The 24,166-nt window shown below is 59.1% G+C and carries 20 protein-coding genes; 9 read left to right on the top strand and 11 right to left on the bottom strand.

All coding sequences use genetic code 11. From position 1 onward, the window contains the following. Positions 1–610 precede the first annotated feature (610 nt). The 5 genes from ppk1 (at position 611) to I2F59_RS01255 (ending at position 6,769) form a co-directional block, all read left to right on the top strand. The gene (gene ppk1 / locus I2F59_RS01235; RefSeq protein ID WP_229065258.1) at positions 611–3,013 is read left to right on the top strand and encodes a polyphosphate kinase 1; all 2,403 of its coding nucleotides are present in this window, start codon (positions 611–613) and stop codon (positions 3,011–3,013) included. 98 nt (positions 3,014–3,111) lie between these two features. After that, entirely contained in the window at positions 3,112–4,440 is a 1,329-nt protein-coding gene (gene rlmD / locus I2F59_RS01240; RefSeq protein ID WP_195502944.1) for a 23S rRNA (uracil(1939)-C(5))-methyltransferase RlmD, read from the top strand. A 105-nt stretch (positions 4,441–4,545) separates the two neighbouring features. Continuing rightward, positions 4,546–5,088, top strand: a complete 543-nt coding sequence (locus I2F59_RS01245; RefSeq protein WP_055287259.1) for a DJ-1 family glyoxalase III — start codon at positions 4,546–4,548, stop codon at positions 5,086–5,088. Further along, a complete protein-coding gene (locus tag I2F59_RS01250) occupies positions 5,085–5,666 on the top strand; it encodes a Maf family protein (protein ID WP_195502946.1) in 582 nt (193 codons plus the stop codon). Before I2F59_RS01245 ends, I2F59_RS01250 begins: the two co-directional genes overlap by 4 nt. A 101-nt stretch (positions 5,667–5,767) precedes the next feature. Next, on the top strand, positions 5,768–6,769 hold the full coding sequence (locus I2F59_RS01255; RefSeq protein ID WP_195502947.1) for a P1 family peptidase: 1,002 nt from the start codon (positions 5,768–5,770) through the stop codon (positions 6,767–6,769). A 374-nt stretch (positions 6,770–7,143) separates the two neighbouring features. Here the strand turns inward: I2F59_RS01255 and I2F59_RS01260 are convergent, their stop codons facing one another. Both I2F59_RS01260 and glf read right to left on the bottom strand, forming a co-directional pair. After that, on the bottom strand, positions 7,144–8,175 hold the full coding sequence (locus I2F59_RS01260; RefSeq protein WP_195502948.1) for a glycosyltransferase family 2 protein: 1,032 nt from the start codon (positions 8,173–8,175) through the stop codon (positions 7,144–7,146). Then, positions 8,168–9,370, bottom strand: a complete 1,203-nt coding sequence (glf, locus tag I2F59_RS01265) for a UDP-galactopyranose mutase (RefSeq protein WP_195502949.1) — start codon at positions 9,368–9,370, stop codon at positions 8,168–8,170. Before glf ends, I2F59_RS01260 begins: the two co-directional genes overlap by 8 nt. Before the next feature lie 231 nt (positions 9,371–9,601). On the opposite strand from glf, the gene pta reads away from it, so the two are divergent. Next, positions 9,602–10,582, top strand: a complete 981-nt coding sequence (pta, locus tag I2F59_RS01270) for a phosphate acetyltransferase (RefSeq protein ID WP_117640338.1) — start codon at positions 9,602–9,604, stop codon at positions 10,580–10,582. A 98-nt stretch (positions 10,583–10,680) separates the two neighbouring features. Here the strand turns inward: pta and I2F59_RS01275 are convergent, their stop codons facing one another. From I2F59_RS01275 to rnd, 9 genes are all read right to left on the bottom strand, one after another. Beyond that, the gene (locus I2F59_RS01275) at positions 10,681–11,859 is read right to left on the bottom strand and encodes an acetate/propionate family kinase (protein ID WP_195502950.1); all 1,179 of its coding nucleotides are present in this window, start codon (positions 11,857–11,859) and stop codon (positions 10,681–10,683) included. A 161-nt stretch (positions 11,860–12,020) separates the two neighbouring features. After that, positions 12,021–13,199 (bottom strand): acetate/propionate family kinase, encoded by a 1,179-nt coding sequence (locus I2F59_RS01280; RefSeq protein ID WP_006234305.1) that lies wholly within the window; start codon positions 13,197–13,199, stop codon positions 12,021–12,023. Positions 13,200–13,320: 121 nt separating this feature from the next. After that, the gene (locus I2F59_RS01285; protein WP_195502951.1) at positions 13,321–14,481 is read right to left on the bottom strand and encodes an MFS transporter; all 1,161 of its coding nucleotides are present in this window, start codon (positions 14,479–14,481) and stop codon (positions 13,321–13,323) included. A gap of 524 nt (positions 14,482–15,005) precedes the next feature. Further along, positions 15,006–15,491 carry a LysR family transcriptional regulator gene (locus tag I2F59_RS01290; protein ID WP_195502952.1) on the bottom strand — a complete coding sequence of 162 codons (486 nt, stop codon included), beginning with the start codon at positions 15,489–15,491 and terminating at the stop codon, positions 15,006–15,008. Between the two features lie 41 nt (positions 15,492–15,532). After that, on the bottom strand, positions 15,533–15,868 hold the full coding sequence (locus I2F59_RS01295; protein ID WP_117820684.1) for a histidine triad nucleotide-binding protein: 336 nt from the start codon (positions 15,866–15,868) through the stop codon (positions 15,533–15,535). A gap of 49 nt (positions 15,869–15,917) precedes the next feature. Further along, on the bottom strand, positions 15,918–16,184 hold the full coding sequence (gene xseB, locus I2F59_RS01300) for an exodeoxyribonuclease VII small subunit (protein ID WP_195502953.1): 267 nt from the start codon (positions 16,182–16,184) through the stop codon (positions 15,918–15,920). A gap of 42 nt (positions 16,185–16,226) precedes the next feature. Beyond that, positions 16,227–17,678, bottom strand: a complete 1,452-nt coding sequence (xseA, locus tag I2F59_RS01305; protein ID WP_411161343.1) for an exodeoxyribonuclease VII large subunit — start codon at positions 17,676–17,678, stop codon at positions 16,227–16,229. A gap of 115 nt (positions 17,679–17,793) precedes the next feature. Further along, a complete protein-coding gene (locus I2F59_RS01310; RefSeq protein ID WP_195502955.1) occupies positions 17,794–18,498 on the bottom strand; it encodes a zinc metallopeptidase in 705 nt (234 codons plus the stop codon). A 128-nt stretch (positions 18,499–18,626) separates the two neighbouring features. After that, on the bottom strand, positions 18,627–19,760 hold the full coding sequence (rnd, locus tag I2F59_RS01315) for a ribonuclease D (RefSeq protein WP_006234315.1): 1,134 nt from the start codon (positions 19,758–19,760) through the stop codon (positions 18,627–18,629). Positions 19,761–19,858: 98 nt separating this feature from the next. Here rnd and I2F59_RS01320 point away from each other — a divergent pair, with 98 nt between their 5' ends. The 3 genes from I2F59_RS01320 (at position 19,859) to I2F59_RS01330 (ending at position 23,969) form a co-directional block, all read left to right on the top strand. Beyond that, on the top strand, positions 19,859–20,776 hold the full coding sequence (locus I2F59_RS01320; RefSeq protein WP_055309791.1) for a diacylglycerol/lipid kinase family protein: 918 nt from the start codon (positions 19,859–19,861) through the stop codon (positions 20,774–20,776). A 410-nt stretch (positions 20,777–21,186) separates the two neighbouring features. After that, entirely contained in the window at positions 21,187–22,989 is a 1,803-nt protein-coding gene (locus tag I2F59_RS01325; RefSeq protein WP_195502957.1) for a C69 family dipeptidase, read from the top strand. Positions 22,990–23,396: 407 nt separating this feature from the next. Further along, entirely contained in the window at positions 23,397–23,969 is a 573-nt protein-coding gene (locus tag I2F59_RS01330; RefSeq protein ID WP_195245723.1) for a hypothetical protein, read from the top strand. Positions 23,970–24,166 lie beyond the last annotated feature (197 nt).

Here is a 24,166-nt window from a genome sequence, read left to right on the forward strand (position 1 = left end):
CAGACCTTCCTGAGCTTGCCGATCTCGGAAGGCACGTGCAGACCTTTCGTCATGGCCTCCTACCTTTCTTTCGGGCCTTACTGGCCGAATGTATCAGCGCCCCTCCGTATGGGACGCTGCTTGCTGACAGCTCTAGTTATATCCAAATTCCACCCGCAATTCCACCTCGCCCCCGAACGGTCAGCAAAGTGCGATGAACGGTATTTCGCATATGATTCCCCCATGATGCACTTCGGTTCTCTAAAGCAGGTTTTCAAAGGTAAATGTTCTTTTTTCTAAGGAATTAAGCTAGATTGCACAAATATTTTCATGTTTAGGAATTGCATAGCTAAAACGGTTTTCTGCATATATATGTCGTTTGTCCATGATTCAATTTGGATTCGATTATATTCAGCTCGCAATCATTCTTATTCATACATCCTCACCAGTTGAGTATGGATATAGATTGTTTCCAAACGAGTTGGGCAGTTAGTTGCATGCCTTGGCAGCGTAAGAAGTAGGTAAAGATACCGTTCACGCGATACGTCCGTGCCAGCGGTCGACTAAATTGAGACAATAGTGAAAAGTGTTAGGCTACCGTCCTCTACGGGGACTGAACGGACAGATGCATATGCCGAGCAAAATCGAAAAGAAGCAAGCCGCCGCAAAGCTGCGCAAGCCGCCGCGCGACTTTTCGTACACGCAAAACCGAGAGCTTAGCTGGCTGCGCTTTGACAACCGCGTGCTTGACGAAGCCTTCGATGAGACCGTTCCGCTGTTCGAGCGTCTAAAGTTCGTGTCGATTTTCGAGTCTAACCTCGACGAGTTTCTCATGGTGCGCGTGGGCGGCCTGTCCGATCTGGCAGAGCTCAAAAAACAACCTGTCGACAACAAGAGCAATATGACCGCCTCCGAACAGGTCGATGCTGTCATGGCCGAAATGCCCGGGCTCCTTACCCGTTGGGAGTCCATCTTTAAGAGCATCGAGGGCAAGCTCGACACCTTGGGCGTTCACCGCGCCCACATCGATTCGCTTACGCCCGAGGAGCGCACCTTTGTAACCCGCTACTTCCAGGCCTACGTGTCGCCGGTCATCTCGCCGCTGGTCATCGATCCTCGCCACCCCTTCCCCAACCTGCGCAACGGCGCGCTCTATCTGGCCTGTGGTCTGGACGGCGCCACCGACGAGGAGAGCCTACTGGGCCTTATCGAGATTCCCGCCTCGATGAACCGCGTGGTCGAGATCCCCTCGCCCACCGGCACCTACTCCTACATCTTGCTCGAGGACGTCATCCTCGCCTGCCTGGACAGCTGCTTTGGCTCCTATAAGCCGCTGGATCGTGCGCTGATCCGCGTCACCCGCAACGCCGACATCGATCCGGACGGCGAGGGCGTCGAAGAGGAAGAGGACTACCGCCAGCACATGAAGCGCATCCTCAAGAAGCGCCTGCGCCTGCAGCCGGTAGTGCTCGCGGTCTCGGGGTCGCTCGAGAAGGCGACGCTCAAGACTATCCGCAAGGCGCTCGAGCTTTCGCGCCGCTCTGTCTTTACCTGCGATATCCCGCTCAACCTGGGCTACGTCTTTGGCATTGAGGGCAAGATTCCCGAGCACCTGCGCAACGAGCTGCTCTTTACGCCGTTTAAGCCGCAGCCCAACCCCACCATCGACATGACCCGCTCCATCCGCGAGCAGGTGCTGCAGCACGACAAGCTGCTCTTCTACCCTTACGAGGCCATGAATCCGTTCCTGGATCTGGTACACGAGGCAGCCTACGACCCCGAGTGCATCTCGTTGCGCATCACGCTCTACCGCGTGGCCAAGCAGAGCCGCCTATGCGAGTCGCTGATCGATGCCGCCGAGAACGGCAAAGAGGTCACGGTGCTCATGGAGCTCCGCGCGCGCTTTGACGAGCAGAACAACATCGAGTGGGCCGAGCGTCTGGAAGAAGCGGGCTGCACCGTCATCTATGGTTCCGAGGGCTTTAAATGCCACTCAAAGATCTGCCAGCTCACCTATCGCGAGGGTATGGCGCTCACCCGCCTCACGCTTTTGGGCACCGGCAACTTTAACGAGAAGACGGCCAAACTCTACAGCGACTTTATGCTCATGACAGCCCATCCCGGCATCGGTGAAGACGCCAACCTGTTCTTCCGCAATCTGTCGCTGGGCAACCTGCGCGGCGACTACCGCTTCCTGGGTGTGGCGCCCGTCGGACTGAAACCGCTCATCATGCGCGGGCTTGACCGCGAGATCCAGCGCGCCCTTGCCGGCGAGCCCGCCCGCGTGTTCTTTAAGCTCAACTCGCTGACCGACCGCGAGGTTATCGACAAGATCGCCGAGGCATCGTGTGCCGGCGTGCGCGTAGACATGATCATCCGCGGCATCTCGTGCCTCAAGCCCGGCGTTTCGGGCAAGACCGAGAACGTGCATGTCCGCTCCATCGTCGGACGCTTTTTGGAGCACGCGCGTGTTTACGCTTTTGGCGTGGACTCGGACATGATTTACCTGAGCTCAGCCGATATGATGACGCGCAACACCGAGCACCGCGTGGAGATCGCCTTCCCCGTGCTCGACCCCACCTGCCGCGCCCTAGTGCACGAGTACATGGGCATGCAGCTGCGGGACAACGTGAAGGCCCGCAGCCTCACGAGCGACGGCACCTGGGTCCCCGTGGAGCGTGCAGAGGGTGAGAAACCCTTCAACTCGCAGGAAGCTCTACTGGAGCGTGCCTATCGCAACGCCGAGGCCGCGCCCGAGCCCGTCATTGAGGCGGAACCTGCCTCCGAGGCCGAGCCGCAGCCAGTAGCACCCAAGGTCCAAGAGGTCCAGGCGACCGTCATTGAGCCCGAGCCTGCACCTGCACCTCAGCCCGATCCGCAGGTCACCAAGCCCGCACCCGAGACGAGCGCCCGTCGCGATAAGCCCGCTGGCAAGACCAAGGCCATCGAGCGCCATCGCCCCGGCCGCGTGCGCATGGGCCTGGGTCTGATCGGCCTGGGTCTTAAGACGCTCATTACCGGCAAGACGAAATAGTCGTTTGTAGAAGCAGTTTGTAGAAGCGCCCCGCATTTGAGGAAAGCCTCGGATGCGGGGCGCTTTTCCCTGCTACCATGGTGCGAACAACAGCGCGAATGACAGGCAGGAATATGAAGCTCACTATAGAATCGATGACCTACGGCGCCGACGGGCTGGCGCACGCCGACAACGGCAAGGCCGTCTTTGTGCAGGGTGCCGTGGCAGGCGACACCGTCGAGGCCGAGGTCGTACAGGACGGCAAGTCATTCATGCGCGCCCGCACCACCGAGATTCTGGAGCCAAGCCCCAATCGCATTCAGCCTCCCTGCCCCTTCGTGGGCATCTGCGGCGGCTGCTCGTGGGGCAATCTCTCACGCACGGCACAGCTCGCCGCCAAGGAGCAAAACCTGCGCTCCACGCTCGAGCGCATCGGCAAGTTCGCTCCTGAGCTGGCAGATGAGTTGGTACAGCCCATCTGCCACACCAAGGACGACTGGGGCTACCGCAATAAAATCGAGCTCGAACCGACCGTCGTCAACGGTCGCGTGCGCCTTGGCATGCACGGTGTCGACCCCAGCAAAATCGTGACCGTCGATATGTGTCCGCTGTTCGATAAGCGCTTCCCGAAGGCACTCAAATCGGTCGTCGGCGCACTCAACTATCTAAGCGGCAGCCATGACTTGGGGCTCGAACGCGTGGGCATTCGCGCATCGCGCCGCACCAAGGCACTCGAGGTCGCACTCTGGACGCCCACAGGCTCCTTCCCGCGCTCACAGGTCTCGCGCGTTCTGGCAGATGCCGCACACCCCACGAGCGTAGTGCGTGTAATGAGCAAGGGCGAAAAGAAAGCCCGCCGTGTCTCCAAAGTCGAGATGCTCGCCGGCGAGGGCTCGTGGACCGAGAATATCGCCGAAGGCCAGATGCGCTTATCTGCCCCGTCGTTTTTCCAGGTCAATACCAAGGGCGCCGAGATTTTGATTGAGCTCGTTATGGACGCCCTCGACCCGCAGGAAGACGAGCTGGCCGTGGACCTATACTGCGGTGCCGGAACCTTTACCCTGCCGCTCGCCCGCCGCTGCGACTTTGTTGCCGCCGTCGAAGCCTACGGTCCGGCCGTGCGCGACCTGCGCCGTAACCTCGAGATCAACAAGCTTGATAACGTCGACGTCATTGGCGGAGACGCGGTGCGCGAGTTCCCCGACCAGGATGCCGATGTCCTGGTGGTCGACCCGCCACGCGCGGGCCTGGCGCCCGAGGCCATCGACCTCATCGCCAGCACGAGTGCTCGCGATGTCGCCTATGTGAGTTGTGATCCGGCCACCCTGGCACGCGACCTCAAGCGCTTTGTCGAAGAAGGCACCTTCTCCCCCGTAAAGATCACGCCAGTCGACCTGTTCCCACAAACCTTCCACTGCGAGACCGTCGTCCACCTTAGGCGCAACTAGCCGCTTAATCATTGCTCAGAAAATCATTGGGAAATCGAGCGTGGCAAGCGGAGGTCTTCGGGGTATAAGACGGCTAATTGTATGCCGCCTATGAAAGGAACCCTCATGCCCAGCGTTGCCGTTCTCGCCGCCGATGGCTTTGAAACTATTGAATGCTTGACCATGGTCGATGTCATGCGTCGCGGCGGCGTGCGTGCCACGCTCGTCTCGATCATGCCCACGCGCGAGGTCGTAAGCTCGCTGCAGATCCCCGTGACCTGCGATGCGCTCTTTGATGAGATCAACTTTGACGAGTACGACTGCGTCGTGCTGCCCGGCGGCCTGCCCGGTGCCACCAACCTGCGCGCAGATCAGCGCGTCTGCGACGTGGTCTGCGAGTTCGCCGCAACCAAGCACGTCGCCGCCATCTGCGCCGCCCCGTTTATCCTGGGCGAGCTCGACCTGCTCGAGGGGCGCCATGCCACGTGCTTCCCTGGCTTTGAGAAAAGCTTCCCCGAAGGCGCCTATACCGGCGAGAAGGTCACGCAAGACGGCAACATCATCACTGCCAGCGGCATGGCACAGTCCCTCCCCTTTGCATTGGAGCTGCTGCGCACGCTCGCCGGCGACAAGGCCGTCGAGAAGGTCGCCGAGGGCATCCAACTATGATTTTGGCTTCGCAATCGCCGCGCCGCATAGAGCTGATGCGCGAGGCAGGCTACAACATTCGCGTGATTCCCGCGGATATCGACGAAACGCCCTTTGATGGCGAGGCCCCGCTCACGCTTGTCGAGCGCTTGGCACGCGCCAAGGCGGCTGCCGTTGCTGCCGAGTATGCCGAGCCCAATGAGCTGACGGTCGCGGCCGACACCATCGTCACCTTCGATGGCAAGCTTTTGGGCAAGCCGGCAAACGAGGACGAAGCCCGCACCATGCTCCACGAGCTCTCGGGGCGCACGCACCAGGTCGCAACCGGCGTCTGCATCGTTAGAGCCGGAGACACCACCGCCCCACACGCTGCCGAGAGCCTGTCGTTTGTCGATGTGACCGACGTGACGTTCTATGAGCTCACCGACGAGCAGATTGAGCGCTACGTCGCCTCGAGCGAGCCCATGGACAAGGCAGGCGCCTACGGCATCCAGGGCACAGGCGGGCGCATGCTCGTGCATGATATTTCGGGCGACTTCTACAACGTGGTGGGCCTGCCCATCGCACGCGTCGCACGCGCGATTCAAAAACTATCGTAATTGCATCTGGCGCTGGGTATCCCCCAGCGCCTACAATTTCGGCGTACCGTACGGATCCCGACCGGGCACAAGGCGCGGCGGAAAACCGATAGGAGTTAAACATGGATACACTGCTCGAGGCCATTGACGTCTGCGATGTCGATGGCTTTTGCTTTGGCAACTATACGGACGAGGAGGCCGGCACCGGTTGCACCGTAATCGTGGCACCCGAGGGCGCCACCGGCGGTGTTGACGTTCGCGGCGGTGCACCGGCATCGCGCGAGACCGACCTGCTGCGTCCCGAGAACACCGTGGACAAGGTCCACGCCGTCTGCCTTTCGGGCGGATCGGCCTTTGGTCTGGAGGCCGCAAGCGGCGTCGCCCGCGAGCTCGAGAGCCGCGGCATCGGCCTTCCCGTCGGCCCCACTCAGGTGCCCATCGTGTGCTCTAGCTGCATCTTCGACCTCGCGTTTGGCGACCCCACCGTACGCCCCGACATTGAGGCTGGCATCTCCGCCGTGCGCGAGGCGCTCGACAACACCCCCACCGCGCTCGAGCAGGGCAATGTAGGTGCCGGCACCGGTGCCACCGTGGGTAAGCTTATGGGCCCCGCTACCTGCATGAAGGCCGGCCTTGGTGCTGCCGCCGTGGCACTCGGCCCCGTTAAGGTAGGTGCCGTGGTTTCGGTCAACGCCTGCGGCAACGTCGTCGACCCCTTCACCGGCGAGTGGGTTGCCGGCATGCGCGCCGCAGCCGATAGCGACCAGATCGTCGACATGGAGCTCGCAGCCTTTGCCGCCGCCGGCTCCATGCAAATGCCGCTCGACCGCACCAACACCACCATCAGCTGCATCGTCACCAACGTTGAGCTCACCAAGGCCCAGGCCACCAAGGTTTCCCAGATGGCCGCAGACGCCTATGCGCACGCCATCCGCCCCACGCACACCACGAACGACGGTGACACCATCTACACCCTCGCCAGCGGCAAACTAGACGCTCAGACAAGCGCCGCCGTTCCCTTGGACCTGTTGGGCATGCTCGCCGTAAGGGCTTTGCAAACCGCCATCGTAAACGGAGCCAAAACCGCCAAAACCTCCCACGGAATCCCGGGTGCCGCGAAGTAACCTTACTCGACCGGTTGCCCGGTGGGTCTTGGTTATGTTTGCTGCTCTACAGTCCCATGCAAGACGAAGGCCACATTAAGTGGCCTTCTTTGCATGCGGAACTCGCGACAAACGTAATGCCCGCCCGTCCCCGACCGACTACCAACTAAGATCTTTTCAGCCCAGGCCCCTGTGTACCGCGCGTCTAAGATCTTCAAATTCAGACAGTCTGACAATCGATTCTTATAGCAGAGGCCCCTTGGCCTTTAGTTTGATACAAGTTCCGCACGAGCCGGAAAGCACTTAATGTGCTTTCCGTGCGAGCAGGACTGTTCGCAGTAGCAAACTAAAGGCCAAGGGGCCCAGTCAACCTATCAGCAGCGATTACTCAGCAGTTAGTTGAATTTGAAGATCTTTGAGGCCAGATGGTATAGGCCGAGTGTGGTTTTGTCTCCGGCCCGGCCATGCAGGTTGGTAAAGAATCCGACCACGCCGTAGCGAGCGCGACGATACATGCGCTCGTCGTACTCCTTCAGGTCCTTCCACAGCGTCTTCAGACGCTCATCGGCACAATCTTCCTCGGAAAGCTTGGTGAGCACCGAGCAAATCGCCATCATCATGGTGAAGTAGCCCATCATGTACGAACGCAGACGCGAGGACTCAACGTCCTGGTACAGGTGGAACGATTCCATCATGATGCGCGTTACGCGGAACTGCTGACCCAGGCGCTTGACCATCGTGGCCTCATTGACGCTCTGGCCCTCGCGACCGATAAAGTAGCGATAGAGGTCGATGTCGGCGTAGTACATGGTCTTGCAGCGCGGCAGCGGCACGTATGCGTAGATATTATCCACGTAGAACGTGTGTGCCGGCATAGGCAGATTGGACTCGCGCAGCACATCGGTGCGATAGCACAGACTGTGCATGAGCAGGTTCTGATCGGGACGGAAGTGTCCGATCTGGTCCCAAGAGAAAATCTTTTTGCGCGGCAGGGCAAACTTGTAGCCAATCGCGGTATGCGTGCCCTCGTAAACCTTCTCGTACACGTAGTTCGAGATAAACAGGTCGACGCGCTGGTCGCGCTCCTCAAAGCCACGCAGAATCGACAGCATGGTCGAAAGCGCCGCACCGTCGAGCCAGTCGTCCGAGTCGACAACCTTGTAGTAGGTGCCCTGCGCCTCGCGCAGGCCCGAAAGAACGGCAATGCCGTGGCCGCCATTCTCCTGGTGCACCGCGCGGATGATTCCAGGATAACGGGCCTCCCACTCGTCGGCCTTGGCGGCCGTCTCGTCCTTGGAGCCATCGTCCACCACGATAATCTCGATATCGGTGGCGTAATTGCTCCCCTCCAAGATGGAGGTGATGCAATGGTCCATGTCCTTGGCGGCGTTATACGAGGGAATACCGAATGTTATGACTTTATGCATGGCAGGCGATAATCTCATCCGAAAGATCGAGGGCGGAATTGGTCACGGCGTCCATATCGTAGTAACGATACTCGGCCAGACGACCCACCGGGTGGAAGTTCGTCAGGTTCTGGACGCGCTCAAGATAGCGCTCATAGAGCTCGCGATTCTCGGGCTCCAGGATAGCGTAGTACGGCGTCTCGCCCGAGCCGGGCGTATAGGCCTTGGAGTACTCCTTCATGATGGTGGTCTTGCCGGGCAGGACCTGACCAGTCATGTTCTTGAACTCAGTAATGCGCGTATAGTCCTCGCTCGTGGTGTAGTTGACGGTGCCCACAGGCTGGAACTGGTCCATATCGAGCGTCTCGAACTTCATATCGAGCGTGCGGTACGGCAGCGCGCCCAGGTCGAGGTTGAACAGCTCGTCGAGTGGACCGGTGTAGACGATCTCGCCACCATAGACCTTGCCGTCGATCTTGACGGTGGTCTCGTCGATTTCAAAGAGGTCACGGGCGTCCACGTCGCAGAATACGTCAATCAGATCGTGATCGAGCATATGCTCGAACAGCGCGGTATAGCCGTCCTGCGGCATGCCCTGGAAAGGAGCCTGCGGGAAGTAGCGATCGTCATCGCCCACAAAGACGGGGACGCGGCCGGTGATCGAGGGGTCGATCTGATCGGGCGTCTGGCCCCACTGCTTCATGGTGTAATGCAAAAAGACGTTCTCATAGACATAATCGGCGACCTCGACTAGATCCGGGTCGTTCTTCTTGCGCAGCTCCATAATGGGCACCTTGACGTCCTTGCCAAAGGTCTCCACGAGCTTCTGATACAGTTCCTCGCCGCGCTCATCGCCAAAGGCGAGCTTGAGGCTCGCATGGTTAAAGGGCACGGGCATAAGGGTACCGTTGATGTTGGCGAGCACCTTGTGCTGGTAGTCCGTCCACTTGGTAAAGCGCGACAGGAAATTGTGGACGCGCTCGTTAAAGGTATGGTAGATGTGCGGACCATACTCGTGGACCAGGATTCCCGCCTCGTCAGTGCAGTCGAAGGCATTGCCCGCAATGTGGCTACGGCGCTCCAAAACGGCAACACGATAGCCGATAGTTTCGGCAAGACGGCGGGCGCAAACGGCACCGGCATATCCGGCGCCGACAACGATCATGTCGTACGCACCGGCATTAAAGCCTTCAGGCAGGCCTGAGGTAATCTGCATCGATACTCCTTGTCAAAAGCCACGGGCTCGTTAGCTGGGCTTTTCTCGAACATTCTTCGAGACATATTTATCAGAGCGATTATAGCGCTAATGCGTCCTATAATGAGCTTGCCACACAAGGAAAGCTCAAGCACCGCGGCGTACATTATTGAAAGGTAAACCCGCTAGCAGCGGGTTTATTCGTGTGCAGCCGAGGGCCTGGAGCTTAGCGAAACGCTTGTAAGGAGTAACATGAGCGATTTCCTAAACCGTATGAAGTCTGCCGCCAAGGCCGACCTTAAGACCATCGTCCTGCCCGAGGGCGAGGACCCACGCACCATCGTCGCGGCCAACAAGATCATCGAGGAAGGCCTGGCAAAGCTCGTCATCTTGGGCAACCCCGACGAGATCGACGTTCCCGGCGCTACCGTCATCGACCCGCGCAATGCCGAGAAGCACGAGGAGTACGCGCAGAAGTTTGCCGAGCTCCGCGCCAAGAAGGGCGTTACCATCGAGCAGGCTCGCGCCCAGGTGATGGACGCCACCTACTTTGGCACCATGATGGTCAAGATGGGCGACGCCGACGGCCTGGTCTCCGGAGCCTGCCACTCCACCGCCGACACCCTGCGCCCCGCACTGCAGATTCTCAAGACCGCTCCGGGCACCAAGCTGGTCTCGGCCTTCTTCGTGATGTGCACCGACACCCCGCAGTTTGGTACCGACGGCACGCTGATCTTCGCCGACTGCGGCCTCAACATCAACCCGTCCTCCGACGAGCTCTCCGAGATCGCCATCGCCTCCGCTCACTCCTGGTCCACCTTCATGGGCAATGTTGAGCCGCACGTGGCCATGCTCTCCTACTCCACCATGGGCTCCGCTGGCGGCGAGGTCGCCAAGAAGGTCCAGGAGGCTGTGAAGTTCTGCAAGGAGAAGGCTCCCGAGCTCGCCATCGACGGCGACCTGCAGCTCGATGCCGCTATTGTCCCCACCGTCGCCCAGCTCAAGGCTCCCGGCTCCTCCGTTGCCGGCAAGGCCAACGTGCTCGTGTTCCCCGACCTCGAGGCCGGCAACATCGGCTACAAGCTGGTCCAGCGCTTCGCCGGCGCCGACGCCTACGGCCCCATCCTGCAGGGCATCGCCAAGCCGGTCAACGATCTGTCGCGCGGATGCTCTGCTGACGACATCGTGGGTGTCGTGGCCATCACCGCCGTCCAGGCTCAGATGGCTGAGTAGCGGACATATCCCCTCGGGACAGGAATTTCCACCTGCTAGCAAAAAGGCCTCCGGAGCTGTTGCTTTGGAGGCCTTTCGTTTACTTGCAAATGCGCGCGTTAGTTGTTCTTGGTCAGGCGCTCGACGTCGTGGGCGATCATGTATTCCTCGTCGGTGGGGATGACCATGACCGTGACGGAAGAGCCGGCGGCGCTGATGACCTGCGGGCCGTTGCCCACGGCCTCGCGGTTCTTGTTGTTGTCGATGCGTACGCCCAGCCACTCGAAGCAGTCGCAGAAAGCCTTGCGGATCGACCAGTCGTTCTCGCCGATGCCGGCGGTAAAGGTGATGGTGTCCACGCCCGCCATGGAAGCGATCATGGAACCGGCCTGCTGCATGGCCTTGTAGGCGAACATATCGAAGGCGAGCAGGCAGCGCTCGTCGCCCTCGGAGGCGCGCGTGCGGATGTCGCGGGCGTCGTTGGAGATGCCCGAGATGGCAAGCAGACCAGACTGCTTGTTCATCATGTCATCGACTTCCTGATAGCTGTAGCCGCCCTCGCGCTGCAGGTAGCACACGGTAGCCGGGTCGATGGAGCCGCAACGGGTACCCATCATCAGGCCGTCGAGCGGCGTGAGGCCCATCGTGGTATCGCGGCACACGCCGTCCTCGATGGCGGCGAGCGAAGCGCCGTTGCCCAGATGGCACGAAAGCAGACGGTGGCAGCGCGAGCCCAGGATCTCCTTGGCCATCATCCACTCATAGCGGTGGCTCGTGCCGTGGGCACCGTACTTGCGCACGTGGTACTTATCGCACACGTCCTTGGGCAGCGCGTAGGTGTAGGCGACCTCGGGCATGGTCATGTGGAACGAGGTGTCGAAGACGGCCACGTTGGGCAGCTCCGGATACTTCTCGCGGCAATATTCGATTGCTGCGGCCTCGCCGTAATTGTGCAGCGGAGCGAGCGGGGCCACCTCAAGGATCTTAGCCATGACCTCATCGTCGACGACCGCGGAATCATCGAAGTGCCAGCCGCCCTGAACGATACGATGGCCAATGCCATCAATCGTAAAGTCGGTCTTCTCGAGCTCCTCGAGCACGCGAGCGATAGCAGAGCGATGATCGGGGAAAGAGACCTCCTCGGTCTGCTTGGCGCCACCGTTCTCGGAGTGGCCAAAGATGCCCATGTCCGAACCGATGCGTTCGCAGTTGCCCTTGGCGAAAACCTCGCGAGTATCGGTATCCAAAAGCTGATATTTGAGGCTTGAGCTACCGGCGTTAACAACAAGTACGTTCATGAGACTCCTTTGCAGTGCAATACGGTCGACGCAGACCCCTTAAGGCGGCCGCATTTTAATAAGAAGTTATCATATCTTGATAAATAGCTATCAGCATATCGCCCAACGAGCGCAAAAGAGGGGCCGAACGGCGCTCGGTCGTCCAGCCCCCCCTCTTGCAATTACTTGCCGTTGACGATGCGCTCGACGTCGGAAGCGATCATGAACTCCTCGTCCGTGGGGATGACGAAGATCTTGACCTTGGAATCCTTGGCAGACAGGCACCAAGCGCCGTCACCACGCAGGGCGTTGCGGGCATGATCCATCTTGACGCCCATAAAGGCCAGACGGTCGGCAACGCCGGCACGAACGGCCGGAGCGTGCTCACCGATGCCAGCGGTGAAGACCAGCGTGTCCATGCCGCACATGGAAGTAGCCATCTCGGCAGCCTTGGCGGCAATCTTGTAGACAAACATGTCGAAGGCGAGCTGAGCCTCGGGGTCGCCGGCAGCGGCGAGCTCCTCGACGTTGCGGCAGTCGTTGGTCTTGCCACCGGTCACAGCCAAAAGGCCGGACTTCTTGTTCATCATCTCGTCGACCTCATCGAAGGTGTAGCCGCCCTCGCGCTGCAGGTAGCAGACGGTGGCCGGGTCGATGGAGCCGCAGCGGGTGCCCATCATGACGCCGTCGAGCGGCGTCAAGCCCATGGTGGTGTCCATGCACTTGCCGTCCTCGATGGCGCACAGGGAAGCGCCGGAGCCGATATGGCACACGACGACCTTGCGGGCCTCGCCGTTGGTCATCTCTGCGACCTTCTTGGAGATGTAGCGGTAGCTGGTGCCGTGGGCACCGTACTTACGGATGTGCAGCTTGTCGCAAACATCCTTGGGCAGGGCGTAAGTCTTGGCGACCTCGGGCATGTTGAAGTGGAAAGCGGTGTCGTAGACAGTGACGTTGGGCAGGTCGGGATACTGCTCGAGGCAGTACTCGATAACGTTGGCCTCGGGGTTGTTGTGCAGCGGTGCCAGCGGGGCGACCTCGCGAATCTTGGCGAGAACGTCCTCGTCGACGAGGGAGGAGTCGCCAAAGTACCAACCGCCCTGAACGATGCGATGGCCGATGCCCTCGATCTTGACGCCGTTGGCCTCGAGGTCCTTCAGGACGACCTCGATGGCGACCTTGTGGTCGGGGAACTCGATGTTCTCGGTCACCTTCTTGGAACCGTTGGCAGCGTGGGTGAAGGTACCGCCGGTAAAGCAGACGCGCTCGCAGGAGCCCTTTGCGGACACCTTGTGGGACTTGGTATCGATGACCTGATACTTAAGGGTCGAAGATCCCGCGTTGACGACCAGAACGTTCATGTGTCTCCCTACTAACAGGCGGTGTGGCGCCGCCAGGTTACATACGCTTCAATAATAAACCCAAACGCCCTCGCGCTCGGGTTTATTGGCGTTGATATATAAGTTATCGGTGCCTAAATACTCATGTCCTTTGGCTTGTAAGACGAAATAGCGCGGGAATATACACCAAAGAAGAAATCCCGAGCGCGACAAGCAATACGACTTGAATGCCCGCAGCGCTGCTCAACACAGCGTTGAGCAGATAGAAAAGAACAGCACCCACCGCCACCATCTGGCTTTGAACCGAAATCAATGAACAGCGCATCGAAGAATCAGCAGCATTTTGAAAAATTGAGTATTTGATTGGGGCAAACAACGAGTACGCAACCGTCTGCAGCACATAGAACACGGGCAGCAAATTAGCCGGAGTAAAGGGAATCAAAAACAGAGCAGTCAGGGAAAGGCGCACAATGCCGCAAATACACGCAAAACGGCCCTTGTCGACACGAGCAATCACACTGGGCACAATAAACCCTATGGAGGCGGAGGCAAGGAGCTGAACCGCAATGGTCACGCCCGAAGCGACGGCATTCATTCCGCGACCCGCAAGCAACAGTGAGAAAAAGTCTTCCAGGGCGACAAAAGCAAATGCTTGAGAACAGTCCATGATGAACGCTGAACGAAGAATGCCATTGCACGCAATAGCGGCACCGATCATCTTCGGGCTAATTCCACGCTCAGGTGTCCCCGCAGTGCCCCCTCTTCGCATCTCAGGAATGCAGACAACGACAACCAGCGTCAACACCATTGCGATGATATCTGCCGAAAGACCAATGAGATATGCACCGACAGACGAAATGAAACCGCCCACGCAAGCGGAGATGGCAAAAGAGGCATAGAAAACAAATCGCTCAACGACATTAAGTCTTACGAGCTGGTCCTGAGAAACGCTGTCAATGTAAATCGCTTCTATGGATCCGCTCACACATGCAGCGGCAAAACCTTTGAGAGCAAACGCGCCGATTAAAAGCAGAGGAGAACGGACGAGGAGTAGGGCGTCGTAGTATCCAAGCATCCCCACGACGCCAACGAGACCACTTGTCTTTCGTCCAAACCTATCGGCAATATAGCCAGTGGGAACTTCAAGGATGAACTTGCTCACTTGATATGCAATCATCATGCTAGAAATCGCCACCATCGAGAATCCGACGAATTCAAGGTAAACCGTCAGAAAATACAAAATGGTGCTGAAGTTCGACAGAAAAACAAACGTCATATAAAGCAAAACCGTACGGTTTTTCATGCTCCGCCCTCCAAGAGTCAACAATCTAAATCGGAATCTTGGAAAAGCATGAGGGCAAAGCCGTCAGTCATGTGTTACAAGGCGTCAACATTCACTTGACGACACGAGGCCAAATGGCCTCACGAAGCAAGATGACGCAATAGGTGAAGAAATACCGTCTGATGTCGATCGGTCCAGGCATTTTGCCGATAGCAAAAGTAGATGGGCAAGGCTACGTCATGCGAGCCTTCAATAGAGCACTCGCTCACTTCCAATCCATCTGATGCGAGAGAAGAGCCAGAAAAACTCAATATCAATCCCCCGGCTTGAAGAAACTCAGCCTGCGCCCTGTTTCCGTATTCGACATCGCGGAAGCGGAAATTAACCAGCTGAGCTTCAGGACATTGATTGATTGCATTGAGACAGGGTGACAAGTTAATTGGAACAGCGAGCCTGCCGCCCAGTAACTCACGGATGGTCATAGCGTCAACAGATTGATGACCTGCTGGGCATGAAAGAACCTTGAGCTCCTTTTCACCCAAATATTATGAAGAAAGGACACTGTCCCTTGGTTCCTCAAATGAGATGGCCGCATCCGAAATGCCAAGCACAAGTGATTCAAAGCATGTAGCCGTTGGCTGATGCCACACATCAAGGTGAATCTGAGGGTGCGAGCTTTCAAACGAGTCATACCAGTTTTCGGCAAAAAGGCGCCCCCGCCCATGAAGGCAGGGGGCGTAAAGACGGAAATGGCCGTCAGGCGAGACGCCGTCGTCCCTCGATTGAGCGTACTTTTTGAGATCGTCGACTTGTGCCAGGATCACGCGTGCACGACGTGCAAATTCTCTGCCCGCCGGAGACAAAACAGCCTCCCCCGCCGATCGGTTGAGCAAAACGATCTGATACTCAGATTCCAACTTTTTTATTGCCGACGAAACGGCCTGTGGACTCACGTGAACGGCGCGAGCCGCTTTGCGCACGCCGCCATAGTTCGCTACCGCTTGAAGGTATTCGAGTTGAGAAAGCTGCATAGATTACTCCAAAGGCAGCCAAGTCGACGGGCTACGCGCCCTCAGATGAGGTTCTCGCCCAGGCTCTTGCCGCCGAGAACGTGCATGTGGAAGTGCATGACGGTCTGGCCGGCGTTGACGCCCTTGTTGGAGATGACGCGGAAACCGTCCTCCAGGCCCTTGGCCTTAGCGACCTCCTGGATGGCGTGAGCCATGGCGCCCATGGTCTCGGCCGGCACGTTATCGGCGATATCGCTGTAGTGCTTCTTGGGGATCACGAGCGTGTGGACCGGCGCCTGGGGATTGAGGTCATCGAAGGCGATGACCTGATCGTCCTCATAGACAACGGTCGAGGGAATCTCGTGGTTGGCAATTTTGCAGAAGATGCAATCGCACATGGTTGGTTCCTTTCTCACAGACCAAGGTAATTATATTTGGTCGGGATGGTTAGAACGAGAGGTTGTCGTCGGTGTTGGCGGGTTCGCCGTCGGCGAGCACGTCGTTGCCGTCGACGTCCTTAAGAAGCACCGAGACCTTCTGCTCGGCATCGGACAGGCGGGTGCGCAGGCTCTTGAGGAGCTCGACGCCGCGGGTATAGCTCTCGAGCGACTCCTCGAGCTCCATATCGCCCGACTCCAGGCTGCGGATGATGAGCTCCAGCTCCTGCGAGGCCTGCTTGTACGTAAGCTGCTCGACCGGGGTCTTCTCTGCCATATCTGTTTCCTTTCCTAAAGGTCTATCACTATGAAACGCGGCCTACTCGACCGTATCGACCGTTGCCGCCACGTTGCCGTCTGCCATACGCACGCGGATGGCGTCGCCCGGCTTAAAGGTCTTGGCGCTCGTAGCCACACCATCATCGCTGTACGCGATGGAATAGCCACGGGCAAGCACCTTGAGCGGCGACAGGGCATCGAGCGACGCGGCAGCTCGGCCCAGGTCGGATGCGGGCTTGCTGAGCATCGTACGTCCCTGATGCTCCAGACGGGAGCTTGCGAGCGTGAGCGCATGGTGCTTGCCATCGAGTCCCGAGGTGCTTGCAACCAGACGCTCGGGCAGGCGTTCAAAGCTGGATCGGAAAGCTCCGACCGAGCGTACCATGGCGCCCGACAGGCGATCGGCAGTCAGTGCAAGCTCTGACTCACGACGCTCGACCATAAATGTAGGATCGTTGAGGCACGGGCGGCATGCGGCCGCATCGAGCGCGTCGCCCAAACGAGCCGTATAGGTATCCCAGACACGACGTCCACGCTGATCGATGATCTCCAAATCAACCTGATTCGACCCAATCATCGATGCCATCGCGGCACCCAGACGCTGATGGCGCGCCTCGAGCACATCGGCCAACTCCGTCATAGCCGGCGCCACCGATTCGGCCGCCGCCGTGGGCGTGGAGGCGCGGCGGTCACTTACCATGTCGCAGATCGAGGTATCGGGCTCATGCCCAATACCCGTTACCACAGGTACGGGACAGGCTGCCACCGCACGGGCAAGCTCCTCGTCGTTAAAGGTCATGAGGTCCTCGAAGGAGCCGCCGCCGCGCACCAGCAAAATGCAATCCGGCGCCGGCGTAATGGAAGCGGCGCGGTGCAAGCCCTCAATGAGCTCTGTCGGCGCACCCTCGCCTTGAACCTTGGCGCCCACGCAGACGAGCTCGACGAGTGGGTTGCGGCGGCGCAATGTGCGCTTGACGTCATCGATTACGGCACCCGAAAGCGAGGTGACGACCGCCACGCTCGAGCAGAACACCGGGATGCGGCGCTTGCGCGCTTCGTCCATCAGGCCCTCGCGGCGTAGCTTTTCGGCCAGTTGCGCCACTTGTTGACGCAGCAGACCCTCCCCCGCCAGCGAAAACGAGCGAGCGACAAAGCTCATGCGGCCGGTGGCCTTATAGAGATTGAAGCTGCCCTTAAAGCTCACCTGCATGCCATCGCGCAAGTCGAAGGTGCGCTTAAGGTAGGCGCCCTTCCAGATGATGCAGTCAACGGCGGCCGAGTCGTCCTTAATCTGGAAGTAGCAGTGACCGCTTCGGGCATTGGGGCCACGGAAACCCGTGACCTCGCCCAGAACGCTCAGCTGCGGAATGGCATCGAGCGCACCGGCGGCGATCTCTACCGCCTGGCTCACGCTGAGTTCTTTACGCTCCTGCTCGTCCGAACCGTCGAACTCGGCGGAAACGGCATTGCCGGTCAGATTCCAGCCTGCCACGCAGCCTCCTTTCGTTATCGTGCACAAGGGCTCCGGCCCTGCGCAAATTCAAGTCCAACACATAGTACAGCGCCGCGGGGACACAAATCTCCGCGGCGCCTGTCAAGCCAATTTGTTATCGGTTGGAGTTTCTGTTGTAGCGAGCCATCAGGTAGAGCAGCTGAATGATCGAAGTGAGCGCTGCAGCAACATAGGTAAGCGCGGCTGCCGTCAGGACCTTCTTGGCACCATTGACCTGCTTGGAGCTCATGCCCGACTGCTCGATGTACGCCACGGCGCGGCGGCTGGCATCAATCTCGACCGGCAGCGTAACCAGTTGGAACAGCACGCTAAACGAGAAGAAGATCAGTGCGAGGGATGTGAGCCCGGCAATGTTCATAAACAGGCCCAAGAGCAACACGATGGTCCAAGTGTTCTGGGTAAAGTTGACAACCGGAACCAGGGCGGTACGCACTTTCATCATGGCGTAACCGCTTTGACGCTGGGCGGCATGGCCCGCCTCGTGGCAGGCGACGGCAACGCTTGCGACCGACCCGCCCGAACGGTTGGCATCCGAGAGATACAGGTTATTGTCCTGCGGGTTGTAATGGTCGGTGAGCTCGCCGGCGACACCCTTGATACCCACGGCGTTGCAGCCGTTGGCGTCGAGCATGCGGCGAGCGACCGTGGCGCCCGTGTCGCCGTCCGAGCGAACCTTGGACCAGGTTTTGTATGTCGAGTTGATATAGTTCTGTGCGGCAAGGCCAAGCACCGTGCAGACAAGAACAACCAGCAGGTACAGCGGGTCGATGCCAAAGCCGTATCCATAGTAATAAGGCATGCGAATTCCTCCGAATCGAGTTACACGTTGGAGGCATTTTACCCACTCGCCCAGCCAACGAGACACCATCGATGTTTTGGCATTGCAGCTCTAGAACGACGTTTACAGCGTTTGGTAAAACCGCGTAACTATAGAAGCTCGATTTTGCCGTCCTTCACGGTGAGTCCCATATTGCCGGAAAGCAGATCGTCCAGACGCGAGCCCACAAGCTCAAAGCGCCAACCTTCGCGCAGGGGGCTCTGCTCGGGGTGCTCAATATAGTCGGCCAGGTCATCGCGCGAGGCGATGACCGAGGTCGCCACGCCCGAGCGCTCGGCAACCAGGCGAATGAGCGCATACATCAGGTCCGTCACGCTCTCCAACTCCGGCGAAATCTGACGGTGCCCGCGCACCATGAGCGGCAGGCGATCGTGCGGACAGCTCGCGCCGCGCTTAATGGCCATCAGCGCGCCGTCCACGTCGCGCTCCCCCAGCTGATCGGTGCCGCGGATGCTGCGGAACTCCTCGACACGCACGGGATTACGTTTAACCAGGGCCAGCAGCGTATCGTCGGACATAACCCACTTGCGCGGGATGTTGCGGCGCTCGGCGCGGTCCTCGCGCCAGGCGGCGAGCTCGCGCGCGATGCCCAGCTGGTGGCGGCTGCACGAGTTGATGCGCTTGACCTTGCGGAATGCCTCGTGACGGTCGGCGCGATAGTGCGACTCGTCAGCCAGCGGGCGTAGCTCGTCGAGCACCCAGTCCACACGGCCCAGCTCGCGCAGGCGACTCATCATCTCGGTATAGGCGACGATCAAGTACTTGACGTCATCAATCGCGTACTCAATCTGCTTATCGGTCAGCGGGCGACGCGACCAGTCGGTCAGCGACTCGGTCTTGGGCAGCGAGACGCCGCAAAACGTCTGAACAAGCGCGCCATACGAAATCTGCTGGCGCTCACCCAAAAAGGCAGCGGCGACCTGCGTATCGAAAATCGGTCGTGGCAGCACGCCCACGGTATGGAGCATAACCTCCATATCCTGCGAGCAGGCGTGGAAGACCTTAGTCACGCTCTCGTCTGCCATAAGCTCGGCCAGCGGCGATAGGTCGTCGATTACCAGGGGATCGACCGCGACGCTCTCGGCAGGGGTGGCAATCTGAACCAAGCACAGACGCGGATGGAATGTGCGCTCGCGCAAAAACTCGGTATCGACGGCAATCGCGTCGAACTCACGGGCGCGCTGGCAAAAATCGAGTAGAGCCTGATGTGTGGAAATGTACATATCAACCCATCGAATAAGGTTAGGCCCGAAAAACACGGGTAGGATATCGGCATTGCCTTACAACTATACTCGGTTAGTCACAGAACGGGAACGTAAGTATGCGCTGCCTTATCATCCACAACCCGGCATCGGGCCCCAGCTCAGATGAAATCTACGCATTCACGCACGCCCTCGCGCAGGGCGGCGACGAGGTCGTGATGCGTTTTATCGGCGATGGCATGGAGCCCGAGGACGCCGTGGCAGACGTGCGCGAGTTTGACCGCGTGGTCGTTTCGGGCGGCGACGGCACTGTCTCCAACGTGCTCGACCAGATGCGCGGATGCGGTGTCCCCACGCTCGTCTTCCCCTCCGGTACGGCCTGCCTGTTCTTTAACAACATCGGCAATGCCCCCGAGGCAGCGGCGCTTGCCAAGGCCTGCCGCGCCGGTCGCACGGTCAAAGTGGACATGGGCGAGCTCTTTTGGCTCGACGAGAACGGCAACGAGAAGCGCCACGGCTTTATCATCATCGCCGGCTCGGGCTTCGACGCCGAGATCATGATGAAGGCCGCCCCCACCAAAAACGACATCGGCGAGATCGCCTACTTCCTCTCTGCGCTCGCCACGCCCAACCCTACGGTAGCGCACTTTACCATTGAGCATGACGGCATTGTCGAGGAGCTCGACGGCATCTGCTGCATGGCCGGCAACACCTCGGTCATCCAAAACGACATCAACCTGTTCCCCGACTGCCGCATGAACGATGGCATGGTCGACATTGCGGTCATCGAACCCGTGCGCACCGTGCAGCTGTTGCCTACTGTGATCACCGCCGCACTCGACCCCGCCGGCAAGGTACTCGGCCGCCCGCAGTTCAAGATCATCCAGACCAAGGAAGCCAAGATCACCTGCACGCCGTCGCTGGGCATGCAGTTCGATGGCGAGATTATCTCCAGCAACTCGGGCGTCTTTGGAGCCCGCGCGCTTCCGCAATGCCTCGACCTCATCGTCGACGAATTCTCACCGCTTGGTAAATAGGAGGACCCCATGAACGACAATCCCCTGCTCGGCTTTATCATCATCGTTTTGGCCATGCTCGTCGGCTATGCGATCAACGTGATCCACCGCCGGAAGAAGTAATTCTACATTGGTATGATATTCATCCAGTTATCGACTCTCCCGCTGTTTATGCAAATCCTAAACAGCGGGAGAGTTTTCTTTTTGAGCGCCGTCTAATGCTTTATTCAGCTACAGTAAATGCAGGGTGCCTTTATTTAACTAAAGCCATAAAATGAGTATTATTATCCGTTCATCGTATATTTCCACACGCTCATCGAGTAAAAGCTGTTGTCGAGTGAATACTCTTTACACTTCCTTTAGGCTAGTAGATGTATTTATTAGCTGAAACTCCGTACGGTTTCGCGGGGTTTCAACAGTTGGGAGGGATTATGAGGTTTACTCATCCTGTCAACACGCTCAAGAAGCTCGGCTGCGGCCTTGCGTTTGGAGCAGCGGCCATCATGGCCATGCCGACTTCGGCACTCGCCTGCACCCAGATCTACATGGGCAGCAAGCTCACGGCAGACGGCAACACGTACTACGGCCGTTCCGAGGACTTCGGTCCGCGCTATGTCAAGCACTTTGGCATTGAGCCCGCACACAAGGACGGCAACGAGTACACCTCGGTCGAGTCCGGTTTTGAGTACAAGTCCAAGGGCGCAACCTACCGCTACACCTTCGTTCGCGACAACCCCTCGCAGTGGGAAGATCGCTACGACGCATATTCCGAGGCAGGCATCAACGAGAAGGGCGTCTCCTGCTCTGCCACGCTGAGCACCTCCTATAACGAGAAAGCCGAAGAGGCCGACCCCATCACCGAGGAGACTGGCATTGGCGAATACAGCTATGCCAGCGTCATCCTGGGCGAGAGCGCCACGGCCCGCGAGGGCGTCGAGCTCATCGGCAGCCTGATCGACGAGCAGGGTGTCTGCTCCAACGACCAGATCATCATCGCCGACAGCACCGAGACCTGGTTGTTCGCCGCGCTTTCCGGCCATCAGTGGATTGCTATGAAGCTCGCCGATGACATCGCCTCGCTCAACCCCAACATCGGCAGCCTCACCTATAACGTCGACCTCGATGACACCGAGAACTGTCTCCATTCCGAAGGCATCGAGTCCATGCCTAAGGAGAAGGGCTTTGCCGAGTACACCGACGGCAAGTTCGACGTCGCCAAGACCTACGGCGAGGAGATTAGCGAGGCCGGTATGCACCAGTGGTCGCGCTATATCCAGGGTCGTGATTACTTCATGGCTCCGCTTGCCGAGGGCACCGACTACGAGATCGTCAAGGACGAGCGCGAAGAGGCTCGCGCCACGACCGGCGCTCTGGTCCACGAGATGCAGCCGCTGTTCTTCCAGCCCGGCAAGTCCGACTGGAACACCTTTGAGATGATTCGTTCCTTCGCCGCTCGCGGCGAGAATGTCGCCGGCCTCAACGCCAACACCGACGGCGCCTATGCCATCGGCTCCAACCGCAACACCGAGATCCACACCTTCCAGATCCGTCAGGGCATGGACCCCGAGATCGCGACCATTCAGTGGGAGATGCTCTCCAACGCCGAATTCTCCGTCGCCATCCCCTTCTACTCCGCACTGCTCACCGAGGTCAGCCCCTACTTCAGCGATCAGGATGTCTTCTTCGATCACTGCGAAGAGGAAGACGTCGTGAACAACGAGGAGCCCAAGAACTCCATCAACTACGTCCTTATGGACATCAACACGCTCGCCTATGAGAACCGCGACCACTGCGCCACCGGCGTCCGCGCCTATCTCGACGCCCTGCAGAAGGAACTCATCGAGCAGAACCTGACCGTCGACGAGGCCATGCAGGCCGAAGAAGGCACCGAGGCCCGTACCGCCCTGGCCAACAATGCCGGCAAGGCTGCAACCAAGAACACCTATGTTAAGTGCAAGGCCATGCTCGAGGAGATGCGCGACTACCTCAAGGAGGGCGATTTCTCCGAGGAGTTCGTCCCGAGCGACTACGATGCCGACAACGACTGCCTGGTCGAATCCATCACCTACGCCGACGAGGCCCTTTCCGATGAGGACGTGACCGAGCCAGAGGCCGAAGAGGAAGAGGTCTCCGAGGAGAAGTCCGAGGGCAACAACATGGCCGCCATGGCCGTTGGCGCCGTCGTCATCATCGGTGTCTGCGCCTACGTGATCTATCGTCGCAAGAAGGCCTAAGACCCTCATGTCCTAGCTGAGCGGGCGGGGCACATGAGTCACCTCGCCCGCTTAGCCCGCTCTTTTGACCGGCGGGAAACCCGCCTGAAATCTTTTCAAAAAAGATTTCCCCGCACGCACTTCGCTGTGCTATAGTGCAGCGCAACAGCAACTAGGTGCGACCGTGCCACGGTATCACGAAAGGAGCCACCAACATGAAGAACACGATGAAGTCTCTCAACAACTGGTGGTGGCGTGATGCGAATACGATCGGTCGACAGTGAGTCCCTCACGCCTGTTTTTGCGCTCTAGGTGATTGAAAGGCCTCCGGTTTCGACCGGGGGCCTTTTTCTATCTCGAGCCCGATCGCATTCGCATCACGCGCCTCCGCTTTTCTCTTGCACTCCCCTTCCGAAAGGATTTTCACCATGTCTCAGAACACCACCGCCGCCCAGCCCCGCACCGTCCAGACCGCCGACCGCGGCAAACTCGACGTCCGCGCCCTCGTCCTGCTCGCCATCCTGCTCGCTGCCGGCTTCATCCTCAACTTCACCGTCGGCAAGGCCATCTCGGGCATCTCGGGCGGCATGATCAGCCCCGAGTTCATCATCTCGGCCTTCTGCCTCACCATCCTGGTCGTTCGCCCCAACATCGGCCAGGCGCTCGTCATTGGCCTCATCTCGGCTGCCGTGATCCAGATCACCACCACCTCGCCGTTTGTCGATTTTGCCGCCGAGGGCATCGCCGCCATGCTCATGGCCGGCATCGTCAACGCCGCCGGCAAGAACGGTCAGGTCAAGCCCGCCATCGCCATTGTCGCAACCTTCCTGACCACCTTTGTCTCCGGCGTCATCTTCATGATCATCAAGATGGCCATGCTCGGCGTGGTCGGCGAGCTCGCCGCCGCCATGCTGCCCGTCGTTGCCATGACCGCCGTCTTTAACGCCATTCTGGTCGGCGCCCTCTACCTGCCCATCCAGAAGGCTCTTAGGCTCAACTAACCCGCTCGGCTTTACGAGCCACCCCATCTTGGCGTTCATTCGTCGCTCGCGTACCCAAGTACGCTTCGCTCCTCTTTCTCGCGCCAACCTGGGGCCCCTCGTAAAGCCGTCTCCGTGCTTCACCACCAAAGACTGTCCCAAACGACTAGCTTTTGGGGACGTTCTTAAACGACTAGTCATTAAAGAACGTCCCCAAT

Source organism: Collinsella aerofaciens, assembly GCF_015556945.1.
GTDB lineage: Bacteria > Actinomycetota > Coriobacteriia > Coriobacteriales > Coriobacteriaceae > Collinsella > Collinsella aerofaciens_AO.

Bases quoted from the DNA above. Each gene is read 5' to 3' on its own strand.
- ppk1 (WP_229065258.1), top strand. From the start codon at position 611: ATGCCGAGCAAAATCGAAAAGAAGCAAGCCGCCGCAAAGCTGCGCAAG.
- rlmD (WP_195502944.1), top strand. From the start codon at position 3,112: ATGACAGGCAGGAATATGAAGCTCACTATAGAATCGATGACCTACGGC.
- I2F59_RS01245 (WP_055287259.1), top strand. From the start codon at position 4,546: ATGCCCAGCGTTGCCGTTCTCGCCGCCGATGGCTTTGAAACTATTGAA.
- I2F59_RS01250 (WP_195502946.1), top strand. From the start codon at position 5,085: ATGATTTTGGCTTCGCAATCGCCGCGCCGCATAGAGCTGATGCGCGAG.
- I2F59_RS01255 (WP_195502947.1), top strand. From the start codon at position 5,768: ATGGATACACTGCTCGAGGCCATTGACGTCTGCGATGTCGATGGCTTT.
- I2F59_RS01260 (WP_195502948.1), bottom strand. From the start codon at position 8,175: ATGCATAAAGTCATAACATTCGGTATTCCCTCGTATAACGCCGCCAAG.
- glf (WP_195502949.1), bottom strand. From the start codon at position 9,370: ATGCAGATTACCTCAGGCCTGCCTGAAGGCTTTAATGCCGGTGCGTAC.
- pta (WP_117640338.1), top strand. From the start codon at position 9,602: ATGAGCGATTTCCTAAACCGTATGAAGTCTGCCGCCAAGGCCGACCTT.
- I2F59_RS01275 (WP_195502950.1), bottom strand. From the start codon at position 11,859: ATGAACGTACTTGTTGTTAACGCCGGTAGCTCAAGCCTCAAATATCAG.
- I2F59_RS01280 (WP_006234305.1), bottom strand. From the start codon at position 13,199: ATGAACGTTCTGGTCGTCAACGCGGGATCTTCGACCCTTAAGTATCAG.
- I2F59_RS01285 (WP_195502951.1), bottom strand. From the start codon at position 14,481: ATGAAAAACCGTACGGTTTTGCTTTATATGACGTTTGTTTTTCTGTCG.
- I2F59_RS01290 (WP_195502952.1), bottom strand. From the start codon at position 15,491: ATGCAGCTTTCTCAACTCGAATACCTTCAAGCGGTAGCGAACTATGGC.
- I2F59_RS01295 (WP_117820684.1), bottom strand. From the start codon at position 15,868: ATGTGCGATTGCATCTTCTGCAAAATTGCCAACCACGAGATTCCCTCG.
- xseB (WP_195502953.1), bottom strand. From the start codon at position 16,184: ATGGCAGAGAAGACCCCGGTCGAGCAGCTTACGTACAAGCAGGCCTCG.
- I2F59_RS01310 (WP_195502955.1), bottom strand. From the start codon at position 18,498: ATGCCTTATTACTATGGATACGGCTTTGGCATCGACCCGCTGTACCTG.
- rnd (WP_006234315.1), bottom strand. From the start codon at position 19,760: ATGTACATTTCCACACATCAGGCTCTACTCGATTTTTGCCAGCGCGCC.
- I2F59_RS01320 (WP_055309791.1), top strand. From the start codon at position 19,859: ATGCGCTGCCTTATCATCCACAACCCGGCATCGGGCCCCAGCTCAGAT.
- I2F59_RS01325 (WP_195502957.1), top strand. From the start codon at position 21,187: ATGAGGTTTACTCATCCTGTCAACACGCTCAAGAAGCTCGGCTGCGGC.
- I2F59_RS01330 (WP_195245723.1), top strand. From the start codon at position 23,397: ATGTCTCAGAACACCACCGCCGCCCAGCCCCGCACCGTCCAGACCGCC.